Consider the following 12,974-nt stretch of genomic DNA (forward strand, 5'->3'; position numbering starts at 1 on the left):
CGATCGGCGCGGTCGGTTGCAAATCCCAGCAATGGACGTGATTACAGAAGCGAAGATGGAGGCTCGTCGGAATGGCTATGAGAATTTAGGATGCGACCGAAGATTTTGATCGTGGGCGCCGGCTTTGGCGGAATGGCGGCTGTGAAAGCGCTAAAGCACGCGGATGCGGATGTACTCCTCGTCGATCGTACCAATCACCATCTTTTTCAGCCATTGCTTTATCAGGTCGCGACAGCGGCCCTGTCGCCGGCTGATATCGCCACGGCGAGCCGGGTGCTCCTGAGGCGAAACCGCAATGCGAGCGTCCTGATGGCCGATGTGACTGGCGTCGAACCGACCGCGCAGGTCGTGAAACTCGCAGACGGCAGAACGCTCCGCTACGATTATCTGGTCCTTGCCACTGGCGCGGCGTACAGTTTTTTCGGCCGTGACGAGTGGGCGGACCACGCAAAGGTCCTGAAATCGATCGATGACGCCTTGTCGATTCGGGACCGATTGCTGTTCGCGTTCGAACGCGCCGAGCAATGCGACGATCCTGCGGAGGTGACGAGGCTCCTGACATTCGTAGTCGTCGGGGGCGGTCCGACCGGTGTCGAACTGGCCGGCACCATTGCTGAACTGGCACGGACCACTCTCGCCCGTGATTTCCGGCATATCGATCCCCAATCGGCCCGCATCGTCCTGTGCGAGGCTGGCCAGCATGTCCTGGGCGCATTTCCCGGCGATCTGCCAGACTATGCGTCGGGCGCGCTTCGCTCGCTCGGCGTCGAGGTCCGTCTGGGCGAGGCGGTCACGCTCGTGGATGCGGACGGGATCGTTCTGGGCGATGAGCGGATCGACGCCGCTGTCGTGTTATGGTGCGCGGGCACGCAAGCGCGGCCCGCCGCGATCTGGCTCTGTCCGTCGTCAGAACATTCGGCACAACTCGCGGCGTAAATTAGCGGAGTGCGGGCCTCGTCTGGGGGTTGATGTTAAGCGGCGAGCTTGCGGTGCTGCAAGCGCCGATGTTCGATGGTCTTCCGCTTGATCCTTTCGCGCTGTTTGATGATGGCTCGGCCCTGCCGAAGTAGGCGTCGGCGGGCGTCACGTTGTTCAGGCTCTCGTGGTAGCGCTGGTGATTATAGTGCTCGACGAAGGCCTCGATCTGGGCCTCGAGGTCACCGGGCAGGAAGTAGTTTTCCAGCAGGATGCGGTTTTTCAGGGTCTGGTGCCAGCGCTCGATCTTGCCCTGGGTTTGGGGATGCATCGGAGCACCGCGCACATGGCTCATGTTCCGGGCCTCGATATATTCCGCCAGTTCACCCGCGATGTAGCTGGGGCCATTATCGCTGAGCAGCCTGGGCTTGTGCAGCACGGTGGCGCTGTCGCAGCCCGAGGCCTTGAGCGCGAGGTCGAGCGTGTCGGTGACGTCCTCGGCGCGCATATTGGTGCACAGTTTCCAGGCGATGATATAGCGCGAGAAGTCGTCGAGCACGGTCGACAGATACATCCAGCCCCAGCCGATGATCTTGAAGTAGGTAAAATCAGTCTGCCACATCTCGTTCGGCCGGGTGGTTTTGGTGTGGAACTGATCGGCGGCCTTGATCACGACATAAGCCGGGCTGGTGATCAGGTCGTGGGCCTTCAAAAGGCGGTAAACCGTGGCTTCGGACACGAAGTAGCGCTTCTCGTCGGTGAAGCGCACCGCCAGTTCGCGCGGTGACAGCTCGCTGTAATCCAACGCCATCTCGACGATCTGGTCCTGGATGTCGTCGCCGATGCGGTTCCACACACGGCTCGGCGCCGATGGCCGATCTTCCAGCGCCTCAGGCCCGCCCTCGAGGTATCGATCATACCAGCGGTAGAACGTCCGGCGGGGGATGCCTAGCTGGTCCAGGGTGCGCTTGGCGGGCAGGTGCGACTGCTCGACGATCCTGATGATCTCGAGTTTCTCGGATGCAGGATACCTCATTCTTCGTCGCCCCCATCCGCAATCATGCTTTTTTTGAGCAGCCGGTTTTCCAGCGTCAGGTCGGCCACGCATTCCTTCAGGGCGCGGGCTTCGCGGCGCAGGTCCTGCACCTCGCCAGTGGTCGCGGCACGGGCGGTATCACCAGCCAGGCGGCGCTTGCCCGCTTCCATGAACTCTTTCGACCAGGTGTAATACAGGCTCTGCGCGATGCCTTCTTTGCGGCACAGCTCGGCAATGCTGTCCTCGCCACGCAGCCCGTCGAGCACGATGCGGATCTTGTCTTCAGCCGAGAAGTGGCGACGGGTCTGGCGCCGAATATCCTTCACAACTCGCTCAGCAGGGGCCTTTGTCGGCGATTTTTTCAAGGAGGGTTGAGCCTTCATCTTCGTTCCTTCGTCACTACGACGAAGCCCCAACCCTCCTTAAATCACAACCTCAAATCTGTGCCATTGGTGCTGACGGCGGACACGTGTCCGTCGGGCTGGGAGCGAAGATCAAGCTGCGTCTGACGCTTCGCGGTTTCGACGGCATCTGCCGTATGGCGGGCGAAGGTGTCGGCATCGGGATCGTGCCGGAAACGGCGGCACGGCGCGCGAAGCGCTCGACGCGGATGGCTTTCGCGCCGCTTACAGACGATTGGGCAACGCGACAACTGTCGGTCTGTGTCCGAGATGAGACGGCATTGACTCCCGCCGCGCTTAGCCTGCTCGATCATTTGACTTCGAGCAGCGCCTGCTGAGCGGCGTGAAGCGCTCCATGTCAGCCCATAGCTTCCAGGCTGATCGCCCGCCGAACGGCGGGGCGCGCCAGCACCTTGGTCATCAGCCGCGCCCAATTGGGCCAACCCGCCTCCATGTCGAGGCCGATGCGACGGCCCCAGAGCCAGAACACGCTAAGATAGGCGTCGACGACAGTATAGCGGGCAGGGACGGCCCAGTCGCGGCCATCGGACAGGATGCGGTCGATATGGTCATAGGCGGCGCGGATGTTCTCCAACCCCTTGCCCTTGACCGCCTCATGCAGCGTGGGGTCGGGCACGAAGCGGTGCGGACGCCAGAGTTGGCTGTAGCCAACGCCGTGGAGATCGACGGAGATCCAGCTCAGCCATTCCAGGCATCGCGCCTCGGCGGCAGCATCGGCAGGCACGAGTTTCGCCTCGGGATAGCTGCCAGCCAGAAACAGCAGGATGGCGACGGATTCGGTCAGCAGGTCGGGCGCGCCGCCGGAGCCACCGGAAACGCCAGTGAGCGCCGGCACCCGGCCCCTGGGGTTGAGCGCCAGATAGTCCGCCGTCGACGTCCCCTCGCCATTTTTGGCGGAGCGGATCTCTGTCTCATAGGGCTGGCCGATTTCTTCCAGAACGATGCGGACGGCGAGCGAACAGGCTCCGGGCGAATAGTAGAGACGATGCATTTGACCCTCCAGTTCAGCGGGCAATGGCATGGTCAGGCCAGCGATTGCGGCCGTCGCGCAGCCACATCAGGGTATCGAGCCAGAATCCAGCGGCATGGCTGTCGTGGAACAGGCCGAAATGCCCAATCTCTTCGCGACCGTAATCCGATGGCTGAAGCAGCACCGACGTCCGCTCGGCGCCGGTGTAATATTCAAGCGTTCGGCGGATCGCGGCCGGTGTGCCAAGCTCGTCATCGCAAACGCTGACAGCCAGCACCTGGGCGGACACGGTCGCCATGCGCTCCAGCACACTTTGCCGCTCGTCGGGCGGGTAGCTACGCTCGAACCGTGACCCGCGAAAGCTCCATTCATGCGCTACGCCAGCCGGCAGGTCTTCAAGCCAGTTCAGCCTGCGACCAGGGAAATAGCCGAAAGCGTATGTCAGCGCAGGCATCGCCACATGCCATTTGAGGAAGAGAGGGAGTCGGCGACGGGCGGCATAGTCGCCCCACCAGGCATATTGCGCCCCGACAGTCAGGATGCGCGCTATGCGCCCGGCGCTGTCAGCAAGTCCCGGCAGAAAGCCGCCTATACTGTGGCCCACCACAAGCAGCTGGTCGCTTCGGCCGTGCTGTCCGATAAATCTGATAGCGCCCTCGAAATCCCGCTCGCCCCAGTCGCGCCAGCGATAGCCACAGCCTCTCAGACGCTCGGGTCGCGACAAGCCGATGCCACGATAGTCGTAAGTGAGCACGTCGAACCCGTGCCGGGAAAGGAACCGGGCATAACTATGGTAATAGCGGGCGAGGACGCCGGTGGCCGGATTCACGATCACCGTTCCGATGGGATGGGCCTTGTTCGCGCGCCAGAGATGGCCGCCGAGACGCACCCCGTCAGGGCAGGAAAGTTCAACCGTTTGCCCGTCAATAGTCGTGGAGTGCGAAGTCAAGCTGCTCATGACGGATATGATATGCGGAGCGATCGCTTGAGTATATTCACTGGTCGGTATACATTGCGGTATGACCAGAACCGATGTGCCCACACGCGATCGAATTATCGAGGCGGCCGGCAAGCTCTTTCACGCCGAGGGAATCCGCGCCGTCAGCGTCGATGCCGTCGCTGAGAAGGCGGGCCTGACCAAGCGGACGCTCTATTACCATTTCCGTAGCAAGGACGATCTGATCGCGGCGTATCTGGAAACGCGAGACCAGCCGAACCTTGCGCTGTTCCAGCGCTGGTTCACTGAAACGGTGGGCAGCACGGCCGACAAGGTGCAAGGCATCTTTTGCAATCTTGCGGCTTCCGCACGGCATCCGAAATGGAAGGGCTGTGGGTTCCTGCGGACATCGGTTGAGCTGATCCACCTGCCGGGGCACCCTGCGATCCTTGCAGGACGCACGCACAAGAAGCGCGTAGAGGACTGGCTGTGCTCGCTGTTTGCAGATGTGCGCCCACCAGACGAGGCCCGGCGTCTTGCGCGCCAGATCATCCTTCTGCTCGACGGGGCATTTGCCGTCGTGCTGCTTCATCGAGACCCGAGTTATATGGAGAGTGCTGGTGAGGCAGCGGCGCAGTTGGTCCGAGGTTAGTGCACAACCTCACACCATTCCAGGATCTGGAGCGTATAGTGCGATACGGCCCGATCGAACGCGGAAGTGATGGCTGACTGGCTGCTGGCGGATGCGCGCTCATCGACCGTGAAGCGGCGGCTTGCGATCGGTTGAAGACTGGCGGAATCGACAAGGGTGGCTGAGCCGCTCACTCTTATCGTCGGAGCGTCGGATTTTTGGGCGTTTCCGCGATAATCCGCTTCGAAACGATCTATCGTCAGGTGCAGGAGCGGGGCGCCGTTGCCCCGGGCGGCAGCGGGCAGGAGGCGAACAGAAGAGGTCGCCTGTTCGAAACGGCGCATCACCGCCTGGGTGAACAGGTCCGGTGCTGGCGCAACCCAGCGCGCATCCTTGATATAGAGGACGGTGTCGCCATGAGCCGTCAATATGCGGTCACCGTCGATCTCGGGAGCGAACCGGACGCGCCCCAGCGTTACAGGCTTTTTATCCCGCTCTATTATGGGGGCCTCATGCGCCGGGTCTTCGACGATGCCGAAGCGATAGAGGTTATCGGGCGGTCCGCTTTTCAGAACGGAGACACAACCGGCCAGCGGCAGGACAGCGGTCATGATCGCGATCCTGGCTCCACGCGTAAAACACATCATCGGGGTAGCTCCAGTTCCTGTCCACTGTCCTTGGTGAGCGCACGGCGCGGATTCTGGCGTATTTCGCGCAAGAACCCATCGAGCGATTCGGATGTCTCCTGCAGGCTATGCATCGCGGCATTGACGGCGGGGAGGGTGGTCGTTCCGATTGTCTCGCTTTGCCGGTTGATATGGGCGAGGGTGCCGCGCGCTTCGCCGATTGCGGCCTTGAGCTCGGTCGCCGCCTCCGACATCTCCGCGAGTGTCCGGCGTCCGTCTCCCTCGCCCATTTCCCGAATGAGCGCCGCTGACGCTTCGATATCGGTGGCAGCGGAATCGAGTTTTGCCAGCATGGACCCGGCATGATCGAACATGGCGCGATTCTCGGCGAGCTCGCCCATGGTGAGACGTACATCCTTTATCGTCGCGCTCAGATCGGCGATGTTCTCGTCCGAGATGAGCTTGTTGACCTGGTTGAGCGCCCTGGTCGCGCTTTCGACCATCTGGCCGCCGCCCTGAATCAGCGACGACATGGCGTTCGGCTTGCTTCGAATAACAGGCCGGTGGGAGCGCTCGGCCTCGCGCAGGAGAGGCTGTTGCGGATCGCCCGCGCTGATCTGGACGATACTCGTGCCGGAAATGCCTTGCGTTTCGGTGGATGCCAGAGAATCGCGGCGAACCGGCGTGCGTGCCTGCAGGGATATGTCGGTGATTACCCGGTTGGGATTGTCTTCGTCGAGCCTGATCCGTTCGATCTGACCCATCTTGATACCGTTGAACTGGACATCCCCGCCCACGCTGAGGCCGCGAACAGGGCCCTCGAAGATGATCCTGTATCGGTCATATTCATTGCTGAAACGCGATCCGCCCAGCCATACGACAAACACCACGCCGGCAATCAGCAGCAGTGTCGAGATGGCGCCTACCAGCGCGTAATTGGCCTGCCGTTCCATCAAATGCTATCCTGCTGTTCTGCCGCAGCGCGGCCGCGCGGCCCAAGGAAATAATCCCTGATCCAGGGATGATCCGATTGCTCCAGCTCGTGAAGCGGGGCCGTGGTCACGATTTTTCGATCGGCGATGACGGCGACCCGATCACAGACCGCGTACAGCGTGTCGAGATCGTGGGTAATCATGAAGACCGTGAGGCCCAGCGTATCGCGCAGATCGCGGATGAGCGCGTCGAATTCTGCGGCGCCGATCGGGTCGAGACCTGCGGTGGGTTCATCGAGAAACAATATGTCGGGATCAAGTGCGATCGCCCTTGCAACGCCAGCGCGCTTGCGCATGCCGCCCGACAGTTCGGCCGGACGAAGATCGGCGGCATGGGCGGGAAGGCCGGCAAGCCTGATCTTGAGGCGCGCCGCTTCGCGCATGAACCCCGGCGCGAGGCGGGTATGCTCCAGCATCGGAGCCTCGACATTCTGAAGCACGGTCAGGAAGGAAAAGAGCGCGCCCTGCTGGAACATGACGCCGATGCGCCGTTGAACATCGCCCTGCGACCGGCCCATATCCTCACCGAAAACTTCCACGTGTCCGGCGTCGGGCTGCTGAAGGCCAAGAATAGTGTTCAGAAGGACCGACTTGCCCGATCCAGAGCCGCCGACCACGCCCAGTATTTCACCACGCCTGACTTCGAGATCAAGATTGTCGTGAATGACCTTGTCACCAAATGCGGTGCGCAGACCGGTCACCCGGATCGCGAGCGGATCGGCCAGACCGTTGTTCACGGACCCGCTCACAGGCCGAGCACCATGAAGATCACCGCAAAGATGGCATCGAACATGATAATGAGGAAAACAGACTGGACCACTGCGGACGTCACATGACGGCCCAGACTCTGGACGTCTCCTCCCACCATCATTCCATGGCGGCACCCCGCGGCAGCGATCAGCAGGGCGAGGAACGGGGCCTTGCCCATGCCGATCCAGAAATGCTTGATACTGACGGTTTCCGCGAGACGGGTGACGAAGAAGGAGGGGCTGATGTCGATGGTGGCCCAGCTTACGAGAAGCCCTCCCAAGAGTCCGCCCAGGTCGCCCACGAACGTCATGAGCGGAATCATGACGAGCGCGGCGAGGATACGGGGCGTGACGAGGGCATCGAACCGGTCGACACCCATGACCTGCATGGCGGCCACTTCCTGGTTCATCCGCATGGAGCCGATTTGTGCCGCGAAGGCAGAGGCCGAGCGGCCCGCCAGAAGAATAGCGGCGATGACGACGCCAAACTCCCTGAGGATAGCGACGCCCACAAGTTCGACGGTAAAAATCTCCACTCCGAGGCTGGTGAGGAGATTGGTGCCGACCAGTGCGATGATCGCACCGATGAAAAACGTCATGATGAAAACGATCGGCAAGGCATTGATGCCTGATTCTTGCATGACAGCGAATAGCGGTGTGACCCGCAATCGCCTGGGGCGTAACAATGTGCCTCCAAGAGCAAGGATCATCTGACCGGTGAAAACCAGCATCGCATAGGCGTCGTGAGCGATTTCAATGATCTGCTGGCCGAAGCGCGCGAAGAACCCGGTCAGGTAGCCACGGGGGGGCGGGCTATCCTCGTGAGGCGTCATGCCCGGCGCAACGAGGTTGGCCAGACGTCGCACATCGTCACGTGTGCCGAACAGGATCTCGCCGTCGGTGGGCATCAGTTTAAGGAGCAGCAAGGCGCCGGTCGTGTCGATCCTCCCGAGGGCGGAGACGTCGATCCTGTTCGCCTGCTGTCCTCCCACAGCCGGCAGCGGCTGACGGCTCGCCTGGTCAAGGGTCAGGGCCGTCCAGTCGCCCTCGGCGTGGAGGGTCAAGGAACCGTCTTCTTCAACCAGCGTCCATGTCGCCGCCTTCATCGGATCAGCGCGATCCCGACGCGCAGACGCCTGGTGTTTCGATCATAGTCGAGGAGGTTTTCTCCATATCCGATGAAGCTCTGACCGAAGAGGTAGAAGTCCGGCCCGCCGCCCAGGATACGGCGGAGCGGATAGGACAGGTCGGCGGACAGCGCGCCCTTTCCGCTGCCGATATTGAAGCGGGTGGAGGTGGAGAGGCGCAGTCCATTATCCTCCCCGACCTCCATAAAAAGACCGGTGTTGCCGCGATACCGGCGTATGTCGGGATTGTCGGACTTGTCCCCGACGAAGAGGGAGAGGCGCGGCGCGATAGAGAGGCGATAGCCGCCGCCCAGCGGAATGGCGGCCATGGGCGCCAGATAGATGCTGTTGATGCTCCGCGAGGCCTCGCCGTCCCGGCCGTTGGACTCGTGCCGGATGCCACCCTGTGCGCTCAGGGACACGCCGCTCGCCAGTGTGGTCGAGGGCGTAAGATAGAATATCTCGGGCTGGAAATCGATGTTCCGGAAAGGCGAGGAGTCCGCGCCCAGATCCCAGAACATGCGCTGCGTGTAGGCGAAATGGAGTCCATCGCGCCAGCTTTGCGGGAGACCTTCCGCGCGGCGGCTTCCGAACAACTGATATTTGAAGCTGAGCTGGATCCGGGCTTCGCTGTTGGTGTCCGGACCATAGACCGCATAAATGGGTTCGTAGCCGGACAGGTTGGCGAGGAAGGCGTTGCCCGCCCTGCGATCCGAAGGCGGCGGTGTGGGAGCAGGGGCTCGCACAGGCGGAACCGGCGCAGGCGTGTGCGCCTCGGCGAGATGCGATGCCGGCGCCGCAGGGCGCGGTATCATGGCGATCTGGCTGACGTTCCAGGCGGGGATGGAAAGCCGGGCCAGGTCCAGGGATTGCCCATCACGGGCTGCCAGGCGGTAGCGGGCGCGCTCGAATCCGCGGGGCGCTATGATCACATGGTCCGCCACATCGCGGGCGCGCTCGAGCCAGACCGTCCGGATATCTCCCGACCGTTCGACCCGGGCCTCGATCCGATCAGGGAGCGCGAAGCTCTGCGGTTCATCGCCCTCGTTCAGCAAGCGCAGATCGACGAGCAAAGCGCCCTCTGCATCCTGTTCGCCCGCGTCCCGGACGAGCACCGCTACCGGCGCTGCCTGCGCCGCGGCGGGCACAAGGAGCGCTGTCGCCAGCAACCATCGGATAGACCGGTCCATCATGCGAGAAGGTGCTGTCCGCCATCGACCGGGATCACCGTTCCGGTGATCCGGCTGGCTGCGTCACTGACGAGGAAGGCAGCCAGCCCGCCGACATCCTCTATCGTCACCAACTGGCCGACCGGCGTCTGGGCGGCGGCGCGCTCGAGCAATTCATCGAACCGCGCGATGCCACTGGCGGCGCGGGTGGCGATAGGGCCCGGCGATATCGCATGGGCGCGGATGCCCTGGGGGCCCAGTTCGGCGGCGATATAGCGCGTCGCGCTCTCCAGCGCCGCCTTGACCGGTCCCATGAGGTTGTAGTTTTCAACGACGCGCTCCGAGCCGTAGAAGGTGACGCAGAGCAGGCAGCCGCCTTGCGCCATCAAGGGCTCGGCCAGCTTCGCCATGCGAAGGAAGCTGTGGCAGGAGACGTCCATCGCGATGCCGAACCCCTCGGCGCTGCTGTCGACGACGCGGCCATGGAGATCGTCGCGGGGTGCGAAGGCGATCGAATGCAGCAGGAAGTCGAGTCCGCCCCATCGGTCCCGCACCTGGTCGAACAGGGCCTCGAGCTGGCCGGGCTCACGCACATCGCAGGGGGCGAGCCATTCGCCGCCCAGCCGGTCCGCCACCGGCTCGACCCAGCCTTTCGCCTTCTCGTTCAGATAGGTCGCGGCAAGGCGCGCGCCGCAGCGGCTGAAAGCCTCGGCGCAGCCCGCTGCAATGCTCTGTTCGTTGGCGATACCGACGATCAGGCCACGCTTGCCGCGAAGATCGACGAGGGGGGTCATGTTTTAACTCCAAAAAGGGTGGCCAGTGTCTGCAGGACGATCATCCGTTCTTCGTCCGTCGGGATGACACGGACGGTAATGGGGCTGCCAGGCGCGCTGATGACGTCGGCATGGACGGCATTGGCCCGCTCATCGAGGCTGATGTCGAGCCATGCGAGGCGCTCGCAGATGCCCGCGCGGATGGCGGCGTCGTTCTCGCCGATGCCGGCCGTGAAGACGAGACCGTCAAGGCCGCCCAGCGATGACGCCAGCGCGCCGGCCTCGCGCGCGGCACGCCAGATGAAGAGGTCGATGGCCTCGCGGGCTTCGGGCCGGTCGCTGGCCGCAAGCTCACGCATGTCGCTCGAGATGCCTGATACGCCCAGCAGGCCCGATTGCTTGTAGAGCAGCGCCTCCACGTCGGCGGCGCTCATGCCCACCCGGTTCTGGAGATGCAGGATGACGCCAGGGTCGATCGACCCGCAGCGCGTGCCCATCATCAGGCCGTCGAGCGCGGTGAAACCCATCGTCGTGTCGATGCTCTTGCCGCCTGACATGGCGCACAGGCTTGCGCCGTTGCCCAGATGCGCGGCGATCACGCGGCCGGCGGCAAGCGATGGGTCGAGCTCTGCCAGGCGGCGGGCGATATAGTCGTAGGAGAGGCCATGGAAGCCGTAGCGCCTGATGCCCTGCTCGTGAAGTGCGCGCGGGAGCGCGAAGCGGGTGGCGGGTGCGGGGCGATCATGGTGGAAGGCGGTGTCGAAGCAGGCGACCTGGGGAAGGTCCGGCGCGAGCGCGGCGATCGCGCGGATGGCAGCCAGATTATGGGGCTGGTGGAGCGGGGCCAGTGGACAGAGCTTCTCAAGCTCCTCGAGCACTATGGTATCGATCAGGCACGACTGGGCGAAGTCGACCCCGCCGTGGACGACGCGGTGCCCGACGGCGAGGACTTCGCGCCCTTCGAGATGCGATGTGGCCCAGTCAAACAACCATGCGAGCAACTCTGCATGGGTCATGGCGCGTTCGTCGGGCCACTCGCGTTCGATCAGCACTGTGCCTGCTGCGTCGCGAATGGCGAGGCGGGGAGAAAGACCGATCCGTTCGATCTTGCCGCCGGCGGACAATGTCGGTTTGCGGTCGCGATCGAGCGTATAGAGCGCGAACTTGATGCTGGACGAGCCCGAATTGAGGCTGACGACGGCCTTCATGTGCGCATACCCTCCGGCAGGCCGGGCGCCGCCTTGGTCGCCGCGCGCGCTACCAGCACGGCAACGGCGCAGGAAGCAAGGCGCGTGCGCAGGCTGTCGGCCCGGCTGGTGAGGATGATCGGCACACGCGCACCCAGCACGATGCCTGCCGCATCCGCCCCGCCGAGGAAGGTGAGCTGCTTGGCGAGCATGTTGCCCGCCTCCAGATCGGGTACGACCAATATGTCCGCCTTGCCCGCGACGGGCGACACGATCCCTTTTTCCTTCGCGGCCGCCTCGCTGATCGCATTGTCGAAGGCGAGCGGGCCATCGAGGAGGCCGCCCGTGATCTGGCCCCGGTCGGCCATCTTGCACAGCGCGGCAGCATCGAGCGTGGTCGGCATCGCCGGGTTCACCGTCTCGACAGCGGACAGGATCGCGACCCTGGGTTGGCCGATGTCCAGCACATGGGCAAGATCGATGGCGTTCCGGATGATATCCGCCTTTTCTTCAAGGTTCGGCGCGATGTTGATCGCCGCGTCGGTGATGATGAGCGGCGTCGGATGGCCGGGCACGTCCATCACATAGGCATGGCTGATCCGCCGTTCGGTACGCAGGCCCGTCGCGCGCGACACGACCGCGCCCATCAATTCGTCGGTATGCAGCGATCCCTTCATGAGCAGCACCGCCTCGCCGGCCCGCACCAGTTCGACGGCCTTCGCCGCCGAATCATGGCTGTGCGCGCTTTCCACGATGCGATAGGCCGCCACATCCTTGCCGGCCTCGGCCGCCGCTGCAAGAATGCGGGCCCTCGGTCCCACCAGGATCGGATCGATCAGCCCTGCCTCGGCGGCCTCGACCGCTGCCGCCAGCGCGGCGGCCGAACAGGGGTGAGCGATGGCGGTGCGCGCGGGGTTGCCGCGCACGCCCTCGATCAACCGATGATAGCCGTCATGGTCTGACAGGCGGATATCGGGGAGCGCGATGCGCGGGCGGCGGATCTTCTCGGTGGGGGCCTTGACCTGCGCTTCGCCGGTGATGACGGTCTCGCCATTCTGATTGTCGCAGCGGCAGTCGAGCAGCAGGATATGCTTGTCCGCCCGCTTTTCCGTCACCGTCACCGTCGCGGTGATGGCGTCGCCGATGCCCACGGGCCTCAGGAACCGCAGCGACTGGCCGAGATAGATGGCACCGGGGCCGGGCAGTTCGGTCCCGAGCACCGCCGATATCAGCCCGCCGCCCCACATGCCGTGCGCGATCACCCGGCGGAAGAAGTCGCTTTCGGCATAATCCTCGTCCAGATGGGCCGGATTGACGTCGCCCGACACCAGCGCGAAGAGCTGGATATCGCGCTTGGAGAGCGTGCGGGTCACGCTCGCGCTTTCGCCCACGGCGATCTCGTCGAAGGTCCGGTTTTCGATCATGGCCTCATCGGTCATG

General features: G+C 63.6%; 13 protein-coding genes and 1 pseudogene. 3 read left to right on the forward strand and 11 right to left on the reverse strand.

The features are described 5' to 3' along the window. Positions 1–90 precede the first annotated feature (90 nt). Positions 91–936, forward strand: coding sequence for an NAD(P)/FAD-dependent oxidoreductase (locus ACGGKE_RS02645; RefSeq protein ID WP_394439844.1), 846 nt, complete (start codon positions 91–93; stop codon positions 934–936). Between the two features lie 35 nt (positions 937–971). Here ACGGKE_RS02645 and ACGGKE_RS02650 read toward each other — a convergent pair. Continuing rightward, positions 972–2,334 (reverse strand): annotated as a pseudogene (locus ACGGKE_RS02650) (IS3 family transposase). Positions 2,335–2,420: 86 nt separating this feature from the next. On the opposite strand from ACGGKE_RS02650, the gene ACGGKE_RS02655 reads away from it, so the two are divergent. Beyond that, entirely contained in the window at positions 2,421–2,690 is a 270-nt protein-coding gene (locus ACGGKE_RS02655) for a LysR substrate-binding domain-containing protein (protein ID WP_394439846.1), read from the forward strand. A gap of 20 nt (positions 2,691–2,710) precedes the next feature. Here ACGGKE_RS02655 and ACGGKE_RS02660 read toward each other — a convergent pair whose 3' ends face one another. Next, on the reverse strand, positions 2,711–3,364 hold the full coding sequence (locus ACGGKE_RS02660; RefSeq protein ID WP_048575775.1) for a glutathione S-transferase family protein: 654 nt from the start codon (positions 3,362–3,364) through the stop codon (positions 2,711–2,713). A gap of 13 nt (positions 3,365–3,377) precedes the next feature. Next, positions 3,378–4,301: an alpha/beta fold hydrolase gene (locus ACGGKE_RS02665; RefSeq protein WP_048575774.1), complete on the reverse strand. Its 924-nt coding sequence runs from the start codon at positions 4,299–4,301 to the stop codon at positions 3,378–3,380. Between the two features lie 61 nt (positions 4,302–4,362). On the opposite strand from ACGGKE_RS02665, the gene ACGGKE_RS02670 reads away from it, so the two are divergent. Further along, on the forward strand, positions 4,363–4,932 hold the full coding sequence (locus tag ACGGKE_RS02670) for a TetR/AcrR family transcriptional regulator (RefSeq protein WP_048575773.1): 570 nt from the start codon (positions 4,363–4,365) through the stop codon (positions 4,930–4,932). Here the strand turns inward: ACGGKE_RS02670 and ACGGKE_RS02675 are convergent. The 8 genes from ACGGKE_RS02675 to ACGGKE_RS02710 are packed head-to-tail and all read right to left on the reverse strand — an operon-like array spanning position 4,929 to position 12,973. Then, the gene (locus tag ACGGKE_RS02675) at positions 4,929–5,522 is read right to left on the reverse strand and encodes an ABC-type transport auxiliary lipoprotein family protein (protein WP_020820686.1); all 594 of its coding nucleotides are present in this window, start codon (positions 5,520–5,522) and stop codon (positions 4,929–4,931) included. The genes ACGGKE_RS02670 and ACGGKE_RS02675 overlap by 4 nt on opposite strands. Before the next feature lie 32 nt (positions 5,523–5,554). Next, positions 5,555–6,490 carry an MlaD family protein gene (locus ACGGKE_RS02680; RefSeq protein ID WP_037444199.1) on the reverse strand — a complete coding sequence of 312 codons (936 nt, stop codon included), beginning with the start codon at positions 6,488–6,490 and terminating at the stop codon, positions 5,555–5,557. Then, positions 6,490–7,266, reverse strand: a complete 777-nt coding sequence (locus ACGGKE_RS02685; protein WP_226949045.1) for an ABC transporter ATP-binding protein — start codon at positions 7,264–7,266, stop codon at positions 6,490–6,492. The genes ACGGKE_RS02680 and ACGGKE_RS02685 overlap by 1 nt, the downstream gene beginning before the upstream one ends. Before the next feature lie 8 nt (positions 7,267–7,274). Next, positions 7,275–8,384 (reverse strand): ABC transporter permease, encoded by a 1,110-nt coding sequence (locus tag ACGGKE_RS02690; RefSeq protein WP_037444205.1) that lies wholly within the window; start codon positions 8,382–8,384, stop codon positions 7,275–7,277. Continuing rightward, positions 8,381–9,574, reverse strand: coding sequence for a phospholipase A (locus ACGGKE_RS02695; protein WP_394439853.1), 1,194 nt, complete (start codon positions 9,572–9,574; stop codon positions 8,381–8,383). Before ACGGKE_RS02695 ends, ACGGKE_RS02690 begins: the two co-directional genes overlap by 4 nt. Before the next feature lie 20 nt (positions 9,575–9,594). Beyond that, the gene (gene fabI, locus ACGGKE_RS02700) at positions 9,595–10,368 is read right to left on the reverse strand and encodes an enoyl-ACP reductase FabI (RefSeq protein ID WP_048575772.1); all 774 of its coding nucleotides are present in this window, start codon (positions 10,366–10,368) and stop codon (positions 9,595–9,597) included. After that, entirely contained in the window at positions 10,365–11,555 is a 1,191-nt protein-coding gene (locus ACGGKE_RS02705) for an acetate/propionate family kinase (RefSeq protein WP_037444212.1), read from the reverse strand. Before ACGGKE_RS02705 ends, fabI begins: the two co-directional genes overlap by 4 nt. Further along, a complete protein-coding gene (locus ACGGKE_RS02710; protein WP_037444215.1) occupies positions 11,552–12,973 on the reverse strand; it encodes a bifunctional enoyl-CoA hydratase/phosphate acetyltransferase in 1,422 nt (473 codons plus the stop codon). The genes ACGGKE_RS02705 and ACGGKE_RS02710 overlap by 4 nt, the downstream gene beginning before the upstream one ends. Position 12,974 lies beyond the last annotated feature (1 nt).

Origin of the sequence: Sphingobium naphthae, from assembly GCF_043589935.1 — a bacterium.
In the GTDB taxonomy this organism is placed as follows: domain Bacteria; phylum Pseudomonadota; class Alphaproteobacteria; order Sphingomonadales; family Sphingomonadaceae; genus Sphingobium; species Sphingobium naphthae_A.